The 20613-nt window shown below is 67.0% G+C and carries 19 protein-coding genes; 11 read left to right on the top strand and 8 right to left on the bottom strand.

Translation table 11 applies throughout. The features are described from left to right. The first annotated feature begins 32 nt into the window (after positions 1–32). From D7T59_RS11905 to D7T59_RS11895, 3 genes are all read left to right on the top strand, one after another. Positions 33–755, top strand: a complete 723-nt coding sequence (locus D7T59_RS11905) for a pseudouridine synthase (protein WP_012510490.1) — start codon at positions 33–35, stop codon at positions 753–755. A gap of 144 nt (positions 756–899) precedes the next feature. After that, positions 900–1964 (top strand): sensor domain-containing diguanylate cyclase, encoded by a 1065-nt coding sequence (locus D7T59_RS11900; protein ID WP_180852472.1) that lies wholly within the window; start codon positions 900–902, stop codon positions 1962–1964. Positions 1965–2086: 122 nt separating this feature from the next. Continuing rightward, positions 2087–3247, top strand: coding sequence for an AAA family ATPase (locus D7T59_RS11895; protein ID WP_180852480.1), 1161 nt, complete (start codon positions 2087–2089; stop codon positions 3245–3247). A 43-nt stretch (positions 3248–3290) separates the two neighbouring features. Here the strand turns inward: D7T59_RS11895 and D7T59_RS11890 are convergent, their stop codons facing one another. The 3 genes from D7T59_RS11890 to D7T59_RS11880 are packed head-to-tail and all read right to left on the bottom strand — an operon-like array spanning position 3291 to position 5543. Beyond that, complete coding sequence (locus tag D7T59_RS11890) at positions 3291–4238, bottom strand: DMT family transporter (protein ID WP_032128349.1); 948 nt, start codon at positions 4236–4238, stop codon at positions 3291–3293. Between the two features lie 34 nt (positions 4239–4272). Next, positions 4273–5103 (bottom strand): DUF72 domain-containing protein, encoded by an 831-nt coding sequence (locus D7T59_RS11885; protein ID WP_180852471.1) that lies wholly within the window; start codon positions 5101–5103, stop codon positions 4273–4275. Further along, the gene (locus tag D7T59_RS11880; RefSeq protein ID WP_049427701.1) at positions 5100–5543 is read right to left on the bottom strand and encodes a VOC family protein; all 444 of its coding nucleotides are present in this window, start codon (positions 5541–5543) and stop codon (positions 5100–5102) included. The genes D7T59_RS11885 and D7T59_RS11880 overlap by 4 nt, the downstream gene beginning before the upstream one ends. 110 nt (positions 5544–5653) lie before the next feature. Between D7T59_RS11880 and D7T59_RS11875 the strand changes: the two genes are divergently transcribed. From D7T59_RS11875 to agp, 3 genes are all read left to right on the top strand, one after another. Further along, the gene (locus D7T59_RS11875; protein WP_180852470.1) at positions 5654–7213 is read left to right on the top strand and encodes a serine hydrolase; all 1560 of its coding nucleotides are present in this window, start codon (positions 5654–5656) and stop codon (positions 7211–7213) included. 199 nt (positions 7214–7412) lie between these two features. Beyond that, a complete protein-coding gene (smrA, locus tag D7T59_RS11870; RefSeq protein WP_180852469.1) occupies positions 7413–9245 on the top strand; it encodes a multidrug efflux ABC transporter SmrA in 1833 nt (610 codons plus the stop codon). A gap of 88 nt (positions 9246–9333) precedes the next feature. After that, positions 9334–10554, top strand: a complete 1221-nt coding sequence (gene agp / locus D7T59_RS11865; protein WP_180852468.1) for a bifunctional glucose-1-phosphatase/inositol phosphatase — start codon at positions 9334–9336, stop codon at positions 10552–10554. 173 nt (positions 10555–10727) lie between these two features. Here agp and D7T59_RS11860 read toward each other — a convergent pair whose 3' ends face one another. After that, positions 10728–12536, bottom strand: coding sequence for a DUF885 domain-containing protein (locus tag D7T59_RS11860; RefSeq protein ID WP_180852467.1), 1809 nt, complete (start codon positions 12534–12536; stop codon positions 10728–10730). Between the two features lie 112 nt (positions 12537–12648). Here D7T59_RS11860 and D7T59_RS11855 point away from each other — a divergent pair, with 112 nt between their 5' ends. Then, positions 12649–13005, top strand: a complete 357-nt coding sequence (locus tag D7T59_RS11855; protein WP_180852466.1) for a GFA family protein — start codon at positions 12649–12651, stop codon at positions 13003–13005. 32 nt (positions 13006–13037) lie between these two features. After that, positions 13038–13802, top strand: a complete 765-nt coding sequence (locus D7T59_RS11850; RefSeq protein ID WP_180852465.1) for a DUF4349 domain-containing protein — start codon at positions 13038–13040, stop codon at positions 13800–13802. 78 nt (positions 13803–13880) lie between these two features. On the opposite strand, the gene D7T59_RS11845 is transcribed toward D7T59_RS11850, so the two are convergent. Continuing rightward, entirely contained in the window at positions 13881–14174 is a 294-nt protein-coding gene (locus D7T59_RS11845; RefSeq protein ID WP_106550374.1) for a hypothetical protein, read from the bottom strand. Positions 14175–14243: 69 nt separating this feature from the next. Continuing rightward, positions 14244–15188: a LysR substrate-binding domain-containing protein gene (locus tag D7T59_RS11840; RefSeq protein WP_180852464.1), complete on the bottom strand. Its 945-nt coding sequence runs from the start codon at positions 15186–15188 to the stop codon at positions 14244–14246. 115 nt (positions 15189–15303) lie between these two features. Here D7T59_RS11840 and D7T59_RS11835 point away from each other — a divergent pair, with 115 nt between their 5' ends. Next, a complete protein-coding gene (locus D7T59_RS11835) occupies positions 15304–16176 on the top strand; it encodes a DMT family transporter (RefSeq protein ID WP_164138253.1) in 873 nt (290 codons plus the stop codon). A gap of 597 nt (positions 16177–16773) precedes the next feature. Here D7T59_RS11835 and D7T59_RS11830 read toward each other — a convergent pair. Further along, on the bottom strand, positions 16774–17676 hold the full coding sequence (locus tag D7T59_RS11830) for a peptidylprolyl isomerase (protein WP_164136374.1): 903 nt from the start codon (positions 17674–17676) through the stop codon (positions 16774–16776). A 136-nt stretch (positions 17677–17812) separates the two neighbouring features. Between D7T59_RS11830 and D7T59_RS11825 the strand changes: the two genes are divergently transcribed. After that, positions 17813–18178, top strand: coding sequence for a PadR family transcriptional regulator (locus D7T59_RS11825; RefSeq protein WP_032128337.1), 366 nt, complete (start codon positions 17813–17815; stop codon positions 18176–18178). Beyond that, the gene (locus D7T59_RS11820; protein WP_164136375.1) at positions 18175–19164 is read left to right on the top strand and encodes a sensor domain-containing protein; all 990 of its coding nucleotides are present in this window, start codon (positions 18175–18177) and stop codon (positions 19162–19164) included. Before D7T59_RS11825 ends, D7T59_RS11820 begins: the two co-directional genes overlap by 4 nt. Before the next feature lie 115 nt (positions 19165–19279). Here D7T59_RS11820 and D7T59_RS11815 read toward each other — a convergent pair whose 3' ends face one another. After that, positions 19280–20587 carry a polyhydroxyalkanoate depolymerase gene (locus D7T59_RS11815; RefSeq protein ID WP_180852463.1) on the bottom strand — a complete coding sequence of 436 codons (1308 nt, stop codon included), beginning with the start codon at positions 20585–20587 and terminating at the stop codon, positions 19280–19282. Between the last annotated feature and the right edge of the window lie 26 nt (positions 20588–20613).

Here is a 20613-nt window from a genome sequence, read left to right as displayed (position 1 = left end):
CGCAGCGGTCGGCGATGCCTGATAATAGGGCGATGACCACCCGACTCAACAAACACATCGCCGACACCGGCTTCTGCTCCCGCCGCGAGGCCGATCGCCTGATCGCCGCCCGCCGCGTCACCGTCAACGGCCATCCGGCCGGCACCGGTGCGGTGGTGGGTGAAGAAGACCAGGTGCTGGTCGACGGCCAGCCGCTGCGCGCCCGCGTCGCCCGCAAGCCCGGCACCCGCCGCCACGTCTACATCGCGCTGAACAAGCCGGTCGGCGTCACCTGCACCACCGAAACATCGGTCAAGGGCAACATCGTCGACTTCGTCGGCCATGAACAGCGCATCTTCCCGATCGGCCGCCTGGACAAGGAGTCCGAAGGCCTGATCCTGATGACCAGCAACGGCGACATCGTCAACCAGATCCTGCGCGCCGAGAACGGCCACCAGAAGGAGTACCTGGTGGCGGTGAACAAGCCGGTTACCGATGAGTTCCTGCGTGGCATGGCCCGCGGCGTGCGCATCCACGACCAGATGACCCTGCCGTGCAAGACCTCGCGCATCGCCAAGTTCGGTTTCCGCATCACCCTGCAGCAGGGCCTGAACCGGCAGATCCGGCTGATGGCCGCTGAGTTCGGCTACCGCGTGACCCAGCTGCGCCGTGTGCGCATCGACAACATCAAGATCGGCGCGCTGAAGCCGGGCCAGTGGCGCAACCTGACCGAGCAGGAGCTGCAGGGCCTGTTGCCGAAGCAGCTGGACTGGTAACGCGCGGTAGTGCCGGCCGCCGGCCGGCTGCACCWGGCATCGAATGAGCGCGGGATGCCGGCCWGCGGCCGGCACTACCCGTTGTGCGGATTACGCATCGGCATCGGCTAGACTCCGCGGTGACCTGCCGGAACGTGACGCTGCATGATCAAGCCCGACAAGCCTGCCAATGAAGCCCTTCGGCTTGAGGCGCTGTACCGCTACCGCATCCTGGATTCGGAGCGCGAAAAATCCTTCGACGACCTGGTGGTGATCGCCAAGGCGGTCTGCGGCACCTCGATGGCGGCGGTGACCCTGATCGACGTCGAACGGCAATGGTTCAAGTCGATCCAGGGCATCGATGCGGCGGAGAACCTGCGCAGCGAATCGATGTGCGGCCACGCCATCCTGCAGCCGCAGGAAATCATGGTGGTCGAGGACGCGCTGCAGGACATCCGCTTCCACGACAATCCGGTGGTGACCGGCGATCCGCACATCCGCTTCTATGCCGGTGCGCCGCTGATCAGTTCCGATGGCCTGCCGCTGGGCACGCTGTGCGTGTTCGATGCGCATCCGCAGCACCTGGCCAGCGACAAGGCCGAAGCGCTGGCCGCACTGTCGCGGCAGGTGATGCTGGTGATGGAACTGCGCCGCTTCGCCCTCGACATCCAGAAGCACATGCTGGAGCGGGACGATTACGAGCGCCTGTTGTCGGAATACCAGGACGTGCTGCTGGCGCAGAATGCCGACCTGGCCGCACAGAGCCGTACCGATGCCTTGACTGGGCTGCCCAACCGCCGTGCGATGGCGGCTGCGCTGGAGGAGGCGGTGGCCGGGAACCCGCCGAGTGCGGCCTGCGTGGCGCTGCTGGACATCGACCATTTCAAGCACATCAACGACTTCCAGGGGCACGCCACCGGCGACCGGGTACTGGCCGAACTGGGAGCGCTGCTGCGCTCGCACTTCGCCGGCCGCGGCATGGCCGCGCGCTATGGCGGCGAAGAGTTCGTGGCGGTGATGCCCGGTACCGACCTGCGCACCGCAGAACTGCAATGCGAGTTCCTGCGCCTGGCGGTGGCCGACCTTCCGCTGGGTTTCCCGGTCACGATTAGTATCGGTGTCGCCCAGCACCGCACTGGCGAGAGCGTGGACGAGACCCTGGCACGTGCCGACAAGGCGCTGTACCGGGCCAAGGGCAATGGCCGCAACCGGGTGGAACGGGCGGGCTGAAACACCCCGCCCGGTAGATCCACGCCATGCGTGGATGCTGTTTCCGCTTCAACACCGTCGCGTCGCAATCCCTGCGACCACGACCGGCCAGCATGGCGCATCTGTTCCCGCGGACGCCGACCATGCTGCAGACCCTGGCCATCGCCCACTATCGTTCACTGCATGGGCTGGTGCTGCCGCTGCAGCCGTTGAATGTGGTCACCGGCGACAACGGCAGTGGCAAATCCAGCCTGTACCGCGCGCTGCGCCTGCTGGCGGAGACCGCGCAGGGCGGGGTGGCCGCAGTTCTGGCCCGCGAAGGTGGACTCGGTTCGGCGCTGTGGGCCGGCCCGGAAAAGATCGACCGCCGGGTCACTGCGGGCGACATTCCCCTGCAGGGTGGCCCGCGCCAGGAAGCGGTGGGCCTGAAGCTCGGCTTCGCCACTGACCAGTTCGGCTATGCGATCGATCTGGGCTATCCGCCGCCCAGCCGTTCAGCGTTCGCACTGGACCCGCAGATCAAGGCCGAGGCGATCTGGGCAGGCCCGTTCCTGCGCAGCGCCAACCTGCTGGTTGATCGACGTGGGGCGATGGTGCGGCAACGCCATGCGCGCGGCTGGGATCTTGTGGATGACCGCTTGTCGCTGTTCGACAGCCTGTTCACCCAGGTCGGCGATCCGCAGCGCATGCCGGAAACCATCGCCCTGCGCGAGTACATCCGCCGTTGGCGCTTCTACGATCATTTCCGCAGCGATGCCGATGCGCCGGCGCGGCAGCCGGCGATGGCCACGCGCACGCCGGTGCTGCATCACGACGGCCGCGATCTGGCGGCGGCCTGGGTGACCATCCTCGAGATCGGAGATCCGGTTGCCTTGGCACGCAGCGTGGACGATGCCTTCCCGGGTGCGACGATCGGCTTCGAGGAGCTGGATGGCCGATTGGCCCTGCGCTTCCACCAGCCCGGGCTGCTGCGGCCCTTGTCGATGACCGAGCTGTCCGATGGCACCCTGCGTTTCCTGCTGCTGGCTGCCGCGCTGCACACACCGCGCCCGCCGCCGCTGCTGGTGCTCAACGAGCCGGAGACCAGCCTGCATCCGGACCTGCTGCCGGCGCTGGCGCGGCTGATCGTCGCCGCCAGTGCACGCAGCCAGGTCTGGGTGGTCTCACACGCCAGCCGCCTGATCGCCGCGTTGGAGCAAGCGCCCGGCTGTCATTCGCTGCACCTGCACAAGGAGCAGGGCCGCACGTTGTTGAGTGGGCAGGGGTTGCTGGATGCCCCTGCATGGCACTGGCCGCAGCGCTGAAACGTCGATTCGCGCGGTAGATCCACGCCATGCGTGGATGCACTCAATCGGCGATGTTGCGCGCCTCGGCCGTGCCAAGGATTTCCGGATGCTGCACCGGCTTGCGGCGATTGAGCAGCGGATGCAGGAACACAGCACCGACGATGATCGCCACGCCCAGGTAGAACCATGGCGTGACCTCGTGCTGTTCGCGCAGCAGCACCACCGCCAGCACCACTGCGTAGACAGGTTCCAGGTTGGTCACCAGCTGTACGGTGTAGGCGCTCAGGTGGCGCAGCGCGACCAGGGCCAGGGCGAACGGCAGCAGCGTGCAGAACCCGGCCAGTACCAGCAGCAGGATGCCGTCGTGCAGGTCCGGAACCACCCACAGCGGGCTGGCCAGCGCCGGTAGCAGGTAGGGCATCAGCGGTGCCAGCAGGGTCAGGGTGAGGGTACCTGCACCCAGCTCCAGCGCCGTGACCGTAAGCGGATCGGCGTGGCTGACCATGCGCTTGTTGAGCGAGCCGAACACCGCCACCAGCAGCGCCGAGATCGCGCCGATCAACACACCCAGGCGCATGCCATCGGGCACGCCACCGACCACCAGTGCCACGCCCGGCAGCACGGCCAGGCCGAAGGCCAGTTCACGCAGCTGGAACGGCCGCTTGGCCACCCAGGGTTCGATGATCGAGGTGAACACCGGTGCCAGCGCGATGCAGGTGGCGGCCACCGAGGCGTTGGCCAGCTTCACCGCACCGTAGAAGGTCAACCAGTGCAGGGCGACCAGCGCGCCGATGCCGGCGTAGCCTGCCACCAGGCGCAAGGGCAGGGTGCGCAACCCGCGCCATACCCGCGGCAGCAGGGCCAGCATCGCCGTCACCAGCAGCATGCGCCACCACACCAGCGGCAGCGCGGGCAGTGTGATCAGCTTGCCGAGGATGGCGGTGACGCCCCACAGCAGGACACAGAAGTGGATCTGCCACAGCGCTTTGCGGGTGTCGGGTGTGCTCATCCGCCTATTGTGAGGCAAGGCGAACGTCGCAGCGCTATCCGCGTGAGGAATTGCTGTCCTGGTCAACCTGCCGTTGCAGCGCCATCGCTGCCGCCGGGTTGCGCGCCTTGCCTGCGCCGATGCACAGCAGGTAGACCTCGCGCGGGGTTTCAGGAGCGGGCCCGGCCAGGCAGGGCAGGTCGTCCACCGGCTCGCCGCGCGACCAGCGCCGGGCCCGTTCGGCCCAGCGCTGCTGCACCGATGCCGGCAGGCCCTCGTTCAAACGGGCCTGGCTGCGCTTGATCCGTGCGTAGACGAAGCCGGCGCTGACATCGCCGTGCAGGGGCGCCTCCGCGCTGTCCTCGATCACCAGGGCCACGCCATGCGCGCGCGCAGCGGTAACCAGTGCCGGGCAATGCGCCTCGGCATTGCGGACTTCCAGGGCGTGCTGCAGCGGCACGCCGTCCAGCTGTTTCGGCAGCTGCGCCATCAGCCGCTCCAGCGCTTCGGCGTCGGCCGGATGACGTGGATCGAACTGCCACAGCAGCGGGCCCAGCCGATCGCCGAGTGCGAGTGCGGCCTGCAGGAACGGCGCTGCGGCATCCACCGTGCTGGACAGGTCGCGGCGCTGCACCAGATAACGCGGCGCCTTCAGCGAGAAGCGGAAACCTTCAGGGGTCTGCGCTGCCCATTGCGCGCATTGCACTGCGGTTGGCGTGCGGTAGAAGGTGCCGTTGATCTCGATGCAGCGCAGCGCACGGCTGGCGTGTGCCAGCTCTTCGCGCTGCGGCAGGCCGGCGGGATAGAACACGCCGCCGCGCCATTCGGGAAACACCCAGCCGCCGATGCCGCAGCGGATCTCCGCCCGCGGGGCGGTCGCGGTCACTGGCCGTGGTCCGCGCGCCACGGATCGTAGCTGCCGAACCACCACAGGTAGCCTTCCGGATCGGCGCAGGCATAGCCACGGCCGCCGTAGTCCTGGTCGGCGATGTCGATGACGATGCGTGCCCCGGCCGCCTTGGCCCGGGCGTAGTGCGCGTCGGCATCGGTGACGATCACGCAGGCACTCTGGGTCTGGCGGCCGCCCACCTCGTCCGGCATCGCGGCATGTTGGCTCCAGGCGCTTTCCTTGTTGGCCGAGCCGAGCATGATCATGCCGTTGCCGAAGGTCAGCTGGGCGTGGAACACGGTATCGCCGTCGGCATACACCGCCTGGGCATGGAAGCCGAAGGCGCGCTGCAGCCAGTCGATCGCCGCCTGCGCATCGCGGTAGCGTAGGCAGGGAATGATGGTGGATCCATTGCTCGGTTGGCCGTTCCCGTCCATGACACCCCTCCTATGGCACAGGCCAGCCTGCGCCGATGACCGTTACCATCGCGCGAACCCCTGATGACGGCCTGCACATGGCCGCCACCCCTGTTCGGAGATCGTGCTGGATGAAACCCTGGATTGGAGGAGCCGTGCTGCTGGCATGCACGACCATGGCAAGCGCGGCCACCCCGGCGCAGCTGCAGGACCTGGATGCGACCGTCGAGCGCGTGCGCGCGCAGTTCGACGTGCCCGGCATTGCCGTGGCCGTGGTCAAGGACGGCCAGGTGGTGCTCGAGCGCGGCTGGGGCGTGCGTGAACAGGGCAGGCCGGAGCCGGTCCAGGCCGACACCCTGTTCGCCATTGCGTCCAATACCAAGGCGTTCACCGCAACCTCGCTGAACCTGCTGGCCGAGGACGGCAAGCTGAAGATGGACGACAAGGTGATCGACCACCTGCCGTCGTTCCGCATGTCCGACCCGTTCGTGACCGGCCAGATGACGATCCGTGACCTGCTGTCACACCGCAGCGGCCTGAGCCTGGGCGCCGGTGACCTGCTGTTCTGGCCGACCACGTCCTACAGCAATGCCGAAGTGGTGGAGCGCCTGGGCAAGGTGCCGCTGAAGGGCGGTTTCCGCGAAGGCTATGCCTACGACAACATCCTGTACGCGGTCGCCCAGCAGGTGATCGAGCACGTCTCCGGCATGAGCTACCAGCAGTTCCTGCAGACGCGCATCTTCGACAAGGTCGGCATGGCCGGCACGCGCTACAACGCCGATCACCTGAAGCCCGGTGACAAGGCCGCGGTCGGTCACGCCAAGTACGATTTCAAGGACCTGCGCACCGTTGCGCCGCTGACCTGGTCGAACAACGCCGGCGCCGGTGGCATCTATTCCAGCGCGCATGACATGGCGCGCTGGATGCAGGTGCAGCTGGCCGAGGGCAAGCTGGCCGATGGCACGCCGCTGTTCACCGAAAAGAGCCAGCAGCAGATGTGGCGGATGATCACGCCACAGTCGATTCCGGTGCCGAGCGTGCCGGAGCTGGCACCGGCGCGGGCCAATTTCGCCGGCTATGGCGAGGGCTGGAGCCTGAGCGACTATCGCGGGCAGAAGCTGGTCTGGCATACCGGTGGCTGGCCGGGCATGGTCTCGCGACTGACCCTGGTGCCGGGCGAGAAGCTGGGCGTGGTGGTGCTGACCAACCAAGAGGTGGGCGCGGCGTTCAACGCGATCACCCTGAGCGTGCTTGACGCCTACCTTGGCGGTGAAACGCATGACTGGGTGGACGCCTATGCCAAGGCCGTGGCCAAGGGGCAGGACAAGGCCGACGAGGCCTGGGCCAAGCACCAGAGTGCACGCGACAAGGGCAGCCGGCCATCGCTGGCGCTGGCCGGCTACACCGGCACCTTCCGTGACCGCTGGTATGGCGATATGCAGGTCAGCAACGAGGGCAAGGGCCTGCGCCTGCGCTTTGCGAAGACCGCGCAACTGAGCGGGCGCCTGGAGCACTGGCAGCACGACACCTTCATCGTGCGCTGGGACGACCGTTCGCTCAACGCCGACGCATTCGTGAACTTCAGCCTGGACCCGGATGGCAAGGTGCGCGAGGTGCGCATGCAGCCGATTTCCGACCTGACCGATTTCAGTTTCGATTTCCAGGACCTGCTGTTCACCCCGGTGAAATGACGCCGCCGGGCGTGGCCCGGCGCTGCCGTTTGACGAATCCCATCGGTAGTGCCGGCCGCTGGCCGGCAACCTGATGATCTCCGGAAGCGTCGCGAGGGTGCCGGCCAGCGGCCGGCACTACCGGAACCGCGGTGATCATCGGCTGGCGTACACATCCGGCGTGGGATACTCCGCCGGCCAATGTTGGCGAGGGAATGCGATGTTCCGTTGGTTTGAATCCCTGATCCCGGTGTTCCCGCCCGTGGATGGGCGCATGCCACCGCGCAAGGTGCTGCCGTTCTACCTGCACTACCTGCGCCCGGTGTGGCCGGTGCTGCTGGCCACCCTTATCGCCGGCCTGCTGCTGGCGCTGGTGGAAGTGGCGATGTTCGACTACCTGGGCCGCATCGTCGACATGGTCGCCGAGCAGCCGGGCGCCGACTTCTTCAAGCGCCACGCCAATGAACTGGGCTGGATGCTGTTCATCACAGTCATCGCGCGGCCGATCCTGGTCGGTCTGCACAACCTGCTGGTCAACCAGGCGATCGTGCCCGGCCTGAGCAACCGCTCGCGCTGGCTGATGCACAACTACGTGGTGCGGCAGAGCCTGAGTTTCTTCCAGAACGACTTCGCTGGCAGCGTCGCCAACCGGGTGATGCAGACCGGTACCTCGCTACGCGAGTCGGCGGTGCAGATGGTCGATTCGCTCTGGTACATCGTGGTCTACACCGGTACCGCGCTGTACCTGTTCGCGCAGGCCGACTGGCGGCTGATGGTGCCGCTGATCCTGTGGCTGCTGGCCTATGCGGTGATCCTGGCCTACTTCGTTCCACGCGCGAAGGAACGGGCATGGATCGCTTCCGAGGCACGTTCCAAGGCGATGGGCCGCATCGTCGATGGCTACACCAACATTCCCACGCTGAAGCTGTTCGCCCATGGCGGGCGCGAGCAGGCTTACGTGGCCGAGTCGATCCAGGAACTGGCGGTCAAGCACCGCGCGCAGACCCGTATCACCACCGGCATGGACCTGACCATCGCCATCGTCAACGGCTTCCTGATCGCCGGTACCTGTGGGCTGGCGCTGTGGCTGTGGAATGGCGGGCACATCACCGTCGGCGCGATCACCCTGGCCACCGGCCTGGTGATCCGCATCCACAACATGTCCGGCTGGATCATGTGGACCATCAACGGCATCTTCGAGGACATCGGCACGGTGCAGGACGGCATCACCACCATCGCCCAGCCGCTGACCGTGCAGGATCGCGAGGATGCGGTGCCGCTGCAGGTGACGCGTGGCGGCGTGCACTTCCAGGACATCCATTTCCATTACGGCAAGAAGGGCGGTGTGATCGCTGGCCTGGACCTGGTGGTCAAGCCCGGCGAAAAGATCGGCCTGGTCGGTCCGTCCGGCGCCGGCAAGTCGACCCTGGTCAACATCCTGCTGCGCCTGTACGACCTGGAAAGCGGTCGCATCCTGATCGATGGGCAAGACATTGCCCATGTCACCCAGGAAAGCCTGCGCCAGCAGATCGGCGTGGTCACCCAGGACACCTCGCTGCTGCACCGTTCGATCCGCGACAACCTGCTGTACGGCCGCCCGGATGCCACCGATGAGCAGCTGCATGCGGCCGTGGCCAAGGCACGCGCGGCCGCTTTCATCGATACGCTGGTGGACGGGCAGGGGCGTCGTGGCTACGACGCGCATGTCGGCGAGCGCGGCGTGAAGCTGTCCGGTGGCCAGCGCCAGCGTATCGCCATTGCCCGCGTGCTGCTGAAGGACGCACCGATCCTGGTGCTGGACGAAGCGACCTCCGCGCTGGATTCGGAGGTGGAAGCGGCGATCCAGGACAGTCTGGACGAACTGATGGGCGGCAAGACGGTGATCGCGATCGCGCACCGGCTGTCGACCATCGCGCGCATGGACCGGCTGGTGGTGATGGACCAGGGGCGCATCGTCGAGACCGGCAGCCATGCTGAATTGATCGCCGCCGGTGGCCTGTACGCGCGATTGTGGGCGCGGCAGACCGGTGGGTTTGTTGCCGCCGATCAGTAGATCCACGCCATGCGTGGATGCATCCCTTGGGGTCGGATCCCTTTCCGCAGGAAAGGGCTCTGACCCCAGTGTGTTTCCGGAGACCCGCATGATCCACCCGCTACGCCCTTTGCTGCTTGCGCTTGCCCTGGTCAGTTCAGCCGCGGCAGCCGCGCCAGTCCCCGTGCACGGCGACACGCTCGAGCAGGTCATCCTGCTCAGCCGCCACAACCTGCGCGCGCCGGTGGTGGCCTCCGGCGCGCTCGCCAATGCGACACCCGAGACCTGGCCGCGCTGGGAGGTGGCACCGGGCGAGCTGACCACCAAGGGCGGCGTGCTGGAGGTCTACATGGGCCGCTACATCGGCCAATGGCTGCGGCAGGCACAGTTGCTGCCGGCAACGGGCTGCCCGCAGCCGAGCGACTTCCACGCGCACGCCAACAGCCTGCAGCGTACCCAGGCGACCGCACAGTTCTTCGTTGCAGGTGCCTTCCCAGGCTGCCATGTTGCGGTGGAACAGCGCCGCCCGCTGGGCACGATGGATCCGTTGTTCGACCCGGTGATCCACAACAGAGACACGCTCTTCCGCGAGCGCGCGCTGTCGGCAATGCAGCAAGCGCTGGCTGCATCGCAACTGACGCCAGCACTGGCGGTGGTGGCGGCGGTCACCCGCTACCCGGAGTCGGCGGCGTGTACCGGCCGCGGCGACTGCCATCTGATGCTGGCCGACACCACCCTCAGTGCGGAGCCGGGCAGCGAGCCTCGCGCTTCGGGTTCACTGGCGCTGGCCAGCGGGGTGGTGGATGCGCTGCTGATGGAGCACTACCAGGGAAGTGGCATCCCGCGCGAAGGCTGGGGCCGGTTGACCACCGAGGCGCAGTGGCAGGCGCTGGCGCAGATCCGCAACCGCTACCAGGACATCCTGTTCGGCACCCCCGAGGTCGCCCGTGACGTGGCCGCGCCGCTGCTGGCACGGGTGGACGCGCTGTTCAAGGATCCGGCGTCACCGAAGGTGACGCTGCTGGTCGGCCACGACTCCAACATCGGCTCCGTGCTGGCTGCGTTGGGAATCGCTGACTACACGTTGCCAGGCCAGTACGAGAAGACGCCGATCGGTGGCCTGCTGCAGTTCGAGCGCTGGCGCGGGCGCAGCGGGGAAGCGCGCTACCGGCTGGTGTATGTCTACCCCACCGGCGAGCAGTTGCGCGGTGCGGTTGCGTTGACCGACGCTCAGCCGCCGGGTCGGGTGAAGCTGACCCTGCCGGGATGCGGGCAGGACGGATGCAGTGACGTGCAGTTCGATCACCTGCTGCATCGCGCAGTGAAGTGAGTGCCATCCACGCATGGCGTGGATCTACTGGCAAACCGTGAACATCCATGCCACGCGTAGATGGGGTGCCGTAGATCCACGCCATGCGTGGATGGGCCCATCCGGAGATGCGGAACAAGAAAAACGGCCCGGGTCTCCCCGGGCCGTTGCGCTTCCAGCTTACGCCACCCCGATCATTCGATCGGCTGGTCCAGCATCAGCTGGCGGGCGAAGCGCACCGGCGGTGCGCCGTAGGACAGCACCTGGTCGTGGTACGCCTTCAGGTTGAACTTGTCGCCCAGTTTCTCCTGCACCGCCTTGCGGGTGTCGAAGTGTTCCTGCGCACCGACGAAGTAGGTCGGCAGCTGCGCCGAGGTCAGCTGCGCGCGCACCCACTTGCCGGCGGCTTCGCTTTCCTGCTGGAACGCGTCGTGGGTCATCAGGTGCATCGCCTTCTCGCGATCCCAGTTGTCCACGTGCACGCCCTGGTCGAGGATCGCGTTGGAGATCGTGCGCAGGTAGAACTTCAGCTGCACCAGGTGGAACAGCGGGTCGTTGTTGAGGTAGCCCTGCTCCTGCATCATGCGCTCGGTGTAGACCGCCCAGCCTTCGGCGAACAGGCCCGAACGCAGCACCGCACGCAGGGTGGAGGGGAACTTGGCCGAGTGCCAGCCTTCCAGGTAGTGGCCCGGGGTGCCTTCGTGGATGCTCAGCAGGTGGATCATGCGCGAGTTGTACTCACGCAGGAACGACTCGACCTGCTTGTCGTTCCAGTCGTCCGGAATCGGCGACACGGCGTAGAAGGTCTTCAGGTTCTTGTCCAGCGGGCCCGGCGAATCGCAGTAGGCCACGGCCACGCCACGCTGGAATTCCGGCATCAGGATGATGTCCACCGGCGCGTCGGGCAGGGTCACCAGGTCGTGCTCGCGCACGAAGGCGGTGGACTGCTCCAGCGCGGCCTTGGCATCGTCCACCACCTTGTCGCGTGCCGGCTTGTCGGCGTAGGCCAGTTCCAGCGCGGCCTCGATCGCCTTCTGCTGCTGCTCGTCGGTCGGCTGGGCCGGCATCTCCGGCGCACCCGGCTTGTCCTTCAGCACCGTCTGCGCGATGCCGTACATGTCCTCGCGCACGCGCTTGAGTTCGGCACGTGCGCGCTCACCGATCTCCTGGCGCGACAGCGAGGAGCTCAGCGCGAACTTCAGCTTCTGGTCGTACTTTTCCGCACCGATGCGGAAATCACCCTTGGCGTTCGGCACCAGGGTCTTGTCCAGCCAGGTCTGCTGCTCGTCGACTGCTTTCTTCAGACCGTCGATGGCAGCCTGCAGGCGCTGCTGGTCGGCCTGCGGCAGTTCACCGATGTGCGGGGTGATGAAGGTATCGACGATGCTGAGGATGCCCTTGTTCTGCTTGGCCACGGTCTCGGCATGGATCTTCGGCACGCGCGCCGGATCCAGGTTCTCGCGGGCCTGGGCGAAGATCGCCGGCAGCTTCTCCATGCGCGCGGTGGCCGACTTCAGGCGCTCCGGCAGCGGTGCGAATTCACGCGCCATCAGGCCGTAGATCGCGCTGCCGGCGATGCCGTTGTACAGCTGCGGGTCCCACTTGCCGGACTGCAGCACCTCGGCGTTCCAGATTTCCGACTGCAGCTGGTTGCGCAGGATCGCTGCGTCCACCTGGTTCTCGCGGCCCAGCTTGGCCACCTCGATCTTGTCCAGCTCGCCCAGCAATGCCTTGTAGGCGGCCACGGTCTTCTGCTGGCCGGCGGCGCTCAGGTCGTCCAGTTCGCTGTCGTAGCGGTGGTCACCGATCTGGGTGGCGCTGACCGGCGAAAGCTGCATCCAGGTGTCCAGGGCGCGCTTGGACAGATCGGCGAAGGCAGCATCGACCGCTGCGTCACCGGCCTGCTGGCTGGCGGCCGGGGTGGAAGCGTTGGTCGGGGCGTCGGCCGGCTGGCAACCGGCCAGGGCGGCGACCAGGGCGAGGGCAAGGAGATGCGGGCGCATCGGCGTTCCTGTACAGGGTCAAACCCCGAGCATAGGGCCCCGGGGCTGCTTTGTCCCCGTGCCATAGGATTACCATGGGCGCAGACACGGACCCTCCAGCGGAGCACAGGACATGGAATACCAGGGAAGCTGCCATTGCGGCAGGATCGCATTCACCGTACAGGCCGGGGCGCCGATCAGCGATGTCATCGACTGCAACTGCTCGATGTGCCGCCGCCGCGGCAGCCTGCTGTGGTTCGCCCCGCGCGAAGCGTTCCAGCTGAGCACCGATCCGGCGGACGTGGCCACCTACCACTTCAACAAGGCCCACATCGACCACCACCACTGCCGCGAATGCGGCATCGCGCCCTACAGCGAGGCGGTGGATCCGCGCAGCGGTACGCCGATGGTGGCGGTGAACGTGCGCTGCGTGCCTGCAATGGACCTGGCCACGTTGGCGGTGGTTTCCTACGACGGAGCCGCACTGTGAGGCCGGTGCGCGCATGGATGCGCAGGGTGGCGATGCCGGTGCTGCTTCTGGCGCTGGCAGCGTGCGGACAGCATGGCGACGCCGCGGCCGATGCCGGAGGCGGTGCCGAAGCCGCGGTCGCTTCGCCGGAAGGTGCGTTCCTGGCCTACGAGCATGACGTGCAGATCCAGCTGGACGCTGCGCAGATCGCACCACGCATCCAGCAGGTGGCGCAGGCCTGCCAAAGCGCGAAGTTCGGGGATTGTGCGGTGCTGCAGGTTGATCAGCGCAGTGGCGAGCAGCCCAGCGGCGAGGTCAAGGTCCGCATTGCACCGAAGGGCACCGAGCCGCTGATCACGATGGCGGGTGAAGGCGGCAAGCTGCAATCGCGCAGCACGCGCGCCGAAGACCTCGCACAGCAGGTGGCGGACACGGCCTTGACCAAGGCGCGGCTGGAGAAGGAACACGCGCGGCTGCTGTCCTACCAGGATCGCAAGGATCTCAAGATCGAAGACCTGATGGCGATCACCACGCGCCTGTCGGAGATCGAGGCGGGCGTCGAGCAGGCCAACAAGGATTCAGCGCAGCAGCGCCGACGCATTGATACCCAGCTGGTGACGATGCACTTCGGCACCACCTCGGGGCAGCGCAGCCGCAGCGAGATCGGCGAAGCACTGAGCGAATCGGGCAGCATTCTCAGCACCAGTGTCGCGTTCCTGATCCGTGCGGCGGCCGCATTGCTGCCGGTCGCGGTACTGGCGTTGACTGCAGGATGGGGTGTGCGGGCGTGGTGGCGCCGCCGCCGTCGCAAGGCCTGATCGAACGATGCGCCGGCCGGTCGTCGACCGGCGCTACCGGACAGGTGGAAGGCAGCGCCGGGCCATGCCCGGCGAAGCTCACCCCTCGTCGGTCTCGTACTCGATGAACACATCGAGTTCCAGTGCCAGTTCCTGCACCGCATCGCGTACCTTCTGCGCGGTGCTTTCGTTGCCGACTTCCACTTCCAGTTCGTGGATGCCCGGACCGATGTCATCGGACAGTCCGGCCGAACTGGAGTCGTCGTCGTCCATGTGCGGCATCAGGTCGTCGGTTTCCTCGACATGCTCGATGCCCTCCAGGCCGAGCAGCAGATCGCTGATGGCGCGGGCGTCGTCTTCGGTTCCGGTGATGCGCAGTCGCAGCAGGCTCATGTCAGGGGCACGTGGAAGGGTTCGACTGCAGCCTAGCCAGCACGAAGCAAAGAGCGGGTGAGGGCGCAGTCAGCCGCGCGTGGCCGGGCGCCCCAACAGACTGCCCGGCAGCGCGGGAATCGGTGTGCGCTCGTCCTGCGCCTGCTCCAGCAGCCAGTCGATGAACAGGCGTGCCGCAGGGCTCGGCGGCTGCCCTTCGGCATGCACCACGTAGTAGGCGTAACGGGCCTTCAGCGCAGGGCCGGGCAGGCGCACCACTTCATAGCGCTGCAGGTAGGGCTGGGCGACGTGGGTGCGTGCCAGCACCGCGCCCATGCCATACACCGCCGCGCGCATCGCATCGGTACTGTCGGCAAAGGTGTGCATCGGTGGCAGCGGTGAGGGCGGGCGCACGCCGGCATGGCGGAACCAGTCGCGCCACCCCTGCGGCGACAGGTCGGTCAGCAGCGGCAGCTCGGCGATGCGCGCCGGGTCGTCCAGGGTTTCGACGCCGGCCAGTGCGGGTGAGGCCACCGGGAACAGATAGTCGTCCATCAGATGCTGCGCGTGCAGGCCGGGCCACTGGCCCAGTCCGTAACGGATGCCGACCTCCGGACCGTTATCGTCGTAGCGGTCAAGACCGCTGCCGGTATGCAGCTCGATGCGGATGTGCGGATGGGCCTGGGTGAAGCGTGGCAGTCGCGGCAGCAGCCAGCAGTAGGAAAGCGAGCGCAGCGTGGTGATCCGCAACGGCACGCTGTCCGCATCCGGCTGCAGGTGATGGGCGACGGCCGCGACATCGGAGAAGGCGGCGCTGGCGGCGTCGGCCAGCTGCCGGCCCTCGGCAGTCAGACGCACGCCGCGGGCGTGGCGCAGGAACAGCCGGGTTTCCAGCACCTCTTCCAGCCGGCGCACATGGTGGCTGACCGCGCTGGCGGTCAGGTGCAGTTCCTGCGCGGCCTGGGCGAAATTCTGGTGACGCGCGGCAACCGCGAACACGGCCAGCGCGGGGAGCAGGGAAGGGCGTAGCTGCATGTTGAGCCTCAAACCATATTTGTGGCTGGCAGCGATACTACGCGCTTGTGCGGCGGGCGTCTGCGCCCGATCCTGTCTGCCTTGGCGAGGAACAGACGATGGACGGAGGCAGGGCATGAATGCGGTCCCACAGGCGGCCGAGCGCGACTGGCGCACACCGCTGGAGTTGACTCTGTTGGGCGCCATCTGGGGCTGCTCGTTCCTGTTCATGCGCGTGGCGGTGCCGTCGTTCGGCCCGTTCGCGCTGGTCGAGGTGCGGCTGGTGCTGGGCGCGCTGGTGCTGCTGCCGTTCCTGTGGCGCGCGCGGGCGCAGTTCCCGCCGCGGCGCTGGCTGTGGCTGGCGCCGATCGGCCTGATCAACTCGGCGCTGCCGTTCGTGCTGTTTGCCTATGCCGCCGAGCAGGCGCCGGCCGCGATCGGTGCGATCTGCAATGCGATGACCGTGCTGTTCGCCGCGCTGATCGCCTTCCTGTTCTTCGGCGAGAAGATCGGCATGCGTCGTGCCGGCGCACTGCTGGTCGGCTTCGCTGGCGTGGTGGTGCTGGCCACGGCCAAGGTTTCCGGCCTGAGCATCGGTACCGCGGTGATCGCAGGCGCTGCAGCGTCGTTGCTGTATGGCCTGGGAGTGAACCTGGTGAAGCGGCACATGACCGGCCTGCCGTCGGCGGCGGCTGCGGCAGCCACGCTGTCGTGTGCCTCGCTTTGGATGCTGCCGATGGCGGTCAGCCACTGGCCTCAGGCGGCGATTCCGCTGAAGGCCTGGGGCGCGGCGATCGCCTTGGGCGTAGCCTGCACCGGGCTGGCGTTCCTGATGTTCTATCGCCTGATCGGGCGTATCGGCCCGTCGCGCGCGTCGACGGTGACCTACCTGATTCCGCTGTTCGGCGCGGCGTTTGCGTGGTTGTTCCTGGGTGAGGCGGTGACGGTGCAGATGCTGATTGCCGGTGTGCTGATTCTGGGTAGCGTGGCGGTGAGTCAGAAGGGCTGAGGAATTGGCGTTTTGCGCGTTGCGCGTGCTGAAGGTGCTTCACTGTTCATGGGCGTTACTTTTCTTTGTACGCAAAGAAAAGTAACCAAAAGAAACGTTCCGCCGGCCGCGAGCCGGTGCTGCGCACCGGTGCCCTGCGCTCCTCGGCCCGTCGAGGGACGGCGCGGGAACTCGCTGCGCTCAGACACCCGCGCCTCTTCGCCCTCGCCGGACCTGCGGTGCTCGGCTCGCTCAAGGCGGATCCAAGATCAAAGGCAGAAGCGGTCGCTTCGCTCGCCGGGCCCGGCCCGGCCCGGCACTACCATGCATCGTCGTGCAGCTGTGGCTCTTGACCTTGGGTCCGCCTTGAGTGAGCCGAGCATCGCAGGGGAATCAGGGGCGAAGAGGTGCCGATGTCCTGTAGAGCCGACTGCTAGTCGGCTGACTTCCTCGCACCGTCCCCTGATTCACCGAGAAGCGCAGGGGACCGACGTGCGAAGCACGGCGGCTCGCGACCTGGCGGCGCGTTTCTTTTGGTTACTTTTCTTTTCGCGCGAAAAGAAAAGTGACGCCCCTGAACAGTGAAGCGCCTTCAGCACGCGTAACGTGCGGAAACCATCACCGCACCGGCACCGGAACATTGCACAGATCGATATGCCCCGCCGGGCGCTTGTAGAAATCGTCCACGCGATTGCGACGCGCCTCCACCGTATCGGCGAAGGTCTTCGAATCGGTACGCAGCACCTGGATCGGCGTGCGCTCGGCCACCGGCACGTCGCTGGCACGGCGGATCGACACGATCGGCGTACGCAGCTTCGGGTCGGTGTAGAAGCCCATCGGCGCCGGCCCACGCGGGATCGCGCTGAGCAGTTCCATGCCCTTCAGCACGCGACCAACCAGGGTGATGTTGCGGTCCAGCTGGCGCGGCGACTGACCGGTCACCACATAGAGTTCGGCGCCGATGCTGCTGTCTTCCTCGTTGCTGCGGCCAGCACCGAGCATGCCGTAGCAATGCGCCAGCCAGGCCTTGCCGGCCTGCGGGTCCTGGCCGACCGGGAAACCGTCGACGAATCCGGTCTGCGCCGCCCAGCCATCGCGGTCCGGCAGCACGCTCACCTTCAGTCCGGTGCTGGCACGTTCGAACTCGGCCGGCAGCTTGCGCTCGGCGCTGCCGAACGGCTTGGCCTTGGCCGCGTCATCGGCGTCGGCATCGCCGAACTGCACCACGAAGTTGTCCTGTGAGCGGTAGATGCTGGTGCCGTCCCAGAAGTGCTCGTGGGCGAAGGTCTGGATATTGCCGACATGGCGCGGAGCGAACTGCGGTGCCAGCTCGATGATCACCCGCCCGGCCGGCAGGTCCATGTAAAGCAGGTTGGCCGGGTCCGGGGTGCGCCAGTCGCTGGCCGCTGACGCATCGAGGATCTGCTGCGGGCTGCGGTAGGGCGTGGCCGCGCCGGCCAGGACGGGCAGCAGGCAGGACAGGGCGAGGGCGGTCAGGGCAAGGCGACGACGGTGCGGCATGGGAACCCCGGAACATGAACGAGGCTTCGATTCTGCGTGAGCGGCCCGGCCACGCCAACCGGCACGATGACTAACGACACATTCGCTATACCGAACTTCGCACTACTGTGGACTTCAACGTAGTGGAGGGCCGGTCATGTCCGAGGACGATGTCCAGCTGAAGAAGTTCCAGAAGGAGCTCAGCGCCGGGACGGTGTCGCTGGCCCTGCTGGCGGTGCTGGCCCGGGCCGGCGAGCCGCTGTACGGGTATCTGATCGCCAAGGAGCTGGAGCGGGTGGGCGAGGGCGTGCTGAGCGGCAAGCAGAGCGCGCTTTACCCGGTGCTGCGCAACCTGGAGGGCGCCGGCCTGCTGGAAAGCCACGTGGAGCCGTCCAGCAGCGGCCCGCCGCGGCGCTACTACCGCATCAATGAACGTGGCCGTGAAGTGCTGGCGCAGTGGCGCCAGGCCTGGCAGGCCACCCGCGATTCCGTCGATTCCGTGTTGGAGGGGGTACCACAATGAACGACCCGAGCCTGGCAGGCCGAGCCCTGCCGACCACCATCCCGCAGTATCTGGCGCAACTGCGCGCGGCGCTGGAAGGCGCCGACCCGGCGATGGTGCAGGACGCGCTGTACGACGCCGAGGAATACCTGCGCTCGGAACTGGCGGCGCAGCCGGGCCGCAGCGAGGCCGAGGTGATCGCCGACGTTGCCGGCAGCTACGGCGCGCCGGACGAAGTGGCCGAGATCTACCGCGAGACCGAAGTGACGGTAAACCGCGCGCTGCGTACGCCGCGTGCGGATACCGCGCCGGTGCTGCGTGCGGCGGCCGAAGCCAGTGGTGTCGAGCCGGCCGCGCCGCCACCGGCGCCGGTACAGCGCTCGCTGCTGGCCCGCTTTTTCGGCGTGGTGGCTGATCCGCACACCTATGGCGCGCTGTTCTACATGCTGCTGTCGCTGGCCACCGGCATCTTCTTCTTCACCTGGGTGGTGACCGGCCTGTCGCTGTCGCTGGGCCTGCTGATCCTGATCATCGGCATCCCGCTGACCGTGCTGTTCTTCGGCTCGGTGCGCGGGCTGGCGTTGCTGGAAGGGCGGCTGGTGGAAGCGCTGCTGGGCGAGCGCATGCCGCGGCGTCCGCGTTACACCGACCGCAGCCGCACATGGCTGCAGCGCATCGGCGACATGTTCATCGACGGCCGCACCTGGCTGACGCTGCTTTACTTCGTGCTGATGCTGCCGTTGGGCGTCATCTACTTCACCATCGCGGTGACGCTGCTGTCGCTGTCGCTGGGCCTGATCTGGGCGCCGGTCGCGGCGATCTTCAGCGGCGAGATTCCGGGCGTGTACGTCGATGGCGTGAATGTACTGCCGATGGCGGCCTCGCCGCTGGTGGCGATCGCGGTCGCCGCGGCGGGAGCGCTTCTGCTGCTGCTGACGATGCACCTGGCACGCGGCATCGGCAAGCTGCACGGGCTGATCGCCAAGAACCTGCTGGTGCGGTTGTAAGTGGTCAGGGGTCGGATCCCTTTTCGCAGAACAGGGCTCTGACCCCGGATCCGATCGTGCTGGGGTCAGAGCCCTTTCCGTTGGAAAGGGATCCGACCCCGGGTCGGGCGGGGCATTACCCCGCCTTGCGGCGCAGCGGAGTGACGTTGCTCTTCTTCTTCGTGGCCTTCGCCGCCGGTGCTTCGGCATGCGCGGCGAAGAAGTCGCGCACCTTCGGATACACCACTTCGCGCCAGCGACGGCCGCTGAAGATGCCGTAGTGGCCGGCACCTTCGACGATGAAATGCTCGCGGCGATCAGCGTCGATGCCGGTGCACAGTGCCTGCGCGGCTTCGGTCTGGCCAAGGCCGGCGATGTCGTCCAGTTCGCCTTCGATGCTCAGCAGCGCGGTATCGCGGATGGCCGACGGATCGACCTTCTCGCCGTTGACCACCCACTCGCCGCGCGGCAGCAGGAAGTCCTGGAACACCACGGAAATCGTGTCCAGGTAGTACTTGGCCGGCATGTCCAGCACCGCGTTGTACTCGTCGTAGAAACGACGGTGCGCGTCGGCGTCTTCCAGGTCGCCCTTGACCAGGTCGGTGTAGAAATCCCAGTGCGAGCTGAAGTGGCGGCTGGGGTTCATCGACAGGAAGCCGGCGTGCTGCAGGAAGCCCGGGTACACGCGGCGACCGGCGCCGGGATAGCTGGCCGGCACGGTGTGGATGACGTTGTTCTCGAACCACGACAGCGGGTTCTGCGTGGCCAGGTTGTTCACCGCGGTGGGGCTGCAGCGTGCGTCGATCGGGCCGCCCATCATCACCAGCGTGCGCGGGGTCGGCTCGCCTCGGCTGGCCATCAGCGAAACCGCCGCCAGCACCGGTACGGTCGGCTGGCACACGCTCACCACGTGCAGGCGCTCGACGCCGAGGTGGCGGATGAATTCCTGGATGTAGGCGATGTAGTCGTCCAGGCCGAACTCGCCTTCGCTGGCCGGCACCATGCGCGCATCCACCCAGTCGGTAACGTACACGCGGTGGTCGCGCAGCAGCGTGCGCACGGTATCGCGCAGCAGCGTGGCGTGGTGGCCGGACAGCGGCGCCACCACCAGCACGAACGGCTGGTTGAGCATGGTGTGCAGCTGGTCGGCTTCATTGCTGTGGCGCTTGAAGCGCAGCAGCTTGCAGAACGGCTTGCTCACTTCCTCGTGCACGACGATCGGCACGCGCTCGCCATCGACGTCGATTTCGTTGATGCCCCACTCGGGCTTCTCGTAATCCTTGCCGATGCGATGGAAGAGCTCATTGACCGCCGCCAGGCGATCAGCGCCCGGCATCTGCGACCACCAGTGGCCCTGGTTGGCGAAGAATTTGGCGTTGGCCTGGGCCTGGTGCACCCAGGGGGCGAGCAGGTTGCGGGTCAGTTCGTGCAGTTGATAGAGCATGACGACCGAATATGTATGGTCATATG

The organism is Stenotrophomonas maltophilia (assembly GCF_013464915.1).
Lineage (GTDB): Bacteria > Pseudomonadota > Gammaproteobacteria > Xanthomonadales > Xanthomonadaceae > Stenotrophomonas > Stenotrophomonas maltophilia_AT.
The sequence above is the reverse complement of the archived record's forward strand: the minus strand, read 5'-3'. Positions and strand labels throughout refer to the sequence as shown.

Coding starts and splice junctions, on each gene's coding strand:
- smrA (WP_180852469.1), top strand. CDS start 7,413: ATGTTCCGTTGGTTTGAATCCCTGATCCCGGTGTTCCCGCCCGTGGAT.
- D7T59_RS11840 (WP_180852464.1), bottom strand. CDS start 15,188: ATGCAGCTACGCCCTTCCCTGCTCCCCGCGCTGGCCGTGTTCGCGGTT.
- D7T59_RS11860 (WP_180852467.1), bottom strand. CDS start 12,536: ATGCGCCCGCATCTCCTTGCCCTCGCCCTGGTCGCCGCCCTGGCCGGT.
- D7T59_RS11895 (WP_180852480.1), top strand. CDS start 2,087: ATGCTGCAGACCCTGGCCATCGCCCACTATCGTTCACTGCATGGGCTG.
- D7T59_RS11845 (WP_106550374.1), bottom strand. CDS start 14,174: ATGAGCCTGCTGCGACTGCGCATCACCGGAACCGAAGACGACGCCCGC.
- D7T59_RS11850 (WP_180852465.1), top strand. CDS start 13,038: ATGCCGGTGCTGCTTCTGGCGCTGGCAGCGTGCGGACAGCATGGCGAC.
- agp (WP_180852468.1), top strand. CDS start 9,334: ATGATCCACCCGCTACGCCCTTTGCTGCTTGCGCTTGCCCTGGTCAGT.
- D7T59_RS11890 (WP_032128349.1), bottom strand. CDS start 4,238: ATGAGCACACCCGACACCCGCAAAGCGCTGTGGCAGATCCACTTCTGT.
- D7T59_RS11830 (WP_164136374.1), bottom strand. CDS start 17,676: ATGCCGCACCGTCGTCGCCTTGCCCTGACCGCCCTCGCCCTGTCCTGC.
- D7T59_RS11855 (WP_180852466.1), top strand. CDS start 12,649: ATGGAATACCAGGGAAGCTGCCATTGCGGCAGGATCGCATTCACCGTA.
- D7T59_RS11880 (WP_049427701.1), bottom strand. CDS start 5,543: ATGGACGGGAACGGCCAACCGAGCAATGGATCCACCATCATTCCCTGC.
- D7T59_RS11875 (WP_180852470.1), top strand. CDS start 5,654: ATGAAACCCTGGATTGGAGGAGCCGTGCTGCTGGCATGCACGACCATG.
- D7T59_RS11820 (WP_164136375.1), top strand. CDS start 18,175: ATGAACGACCCGAGCCTGGCAGGCCGAGCCCTGCCGACCACCATCCCG.
- D7T59_RS11905 (WP_012510490.1), top strand. CDS start 33: ATGACCACCCGACTCAACAAACACATCGCCGACACCGGCTTCTGCTCC.
- D7T59_RS11835 (WP_164138253.1), top strand. CDS start 15,304: ATGAATGCGGTCCCACAGGCGGCCGAGCGCGACTGGCGCACACCGCTG.
- D7T59_RS11900 (WP_180852472.1), top strand. CDS start 900: ATGATCAAGCCCGACAAGCCTGCCAATGAAGCCCTTCGGCTTGAGGCG.
- D7T59_RS11815 (WP_180852463.1), bottom strand. CDS start 20,587: ATGCTCTATCAACTGCACGAACTGACCCGCAACCTGCTCGCCCCCTGG.
- D7T59_RS11825 (WP_032128337.1), top strand. CDS start 17,813: ATGTCCGAGGACGATGTCCAGCTGAAGAAGTTCCAGAAGGAGCTCAGC.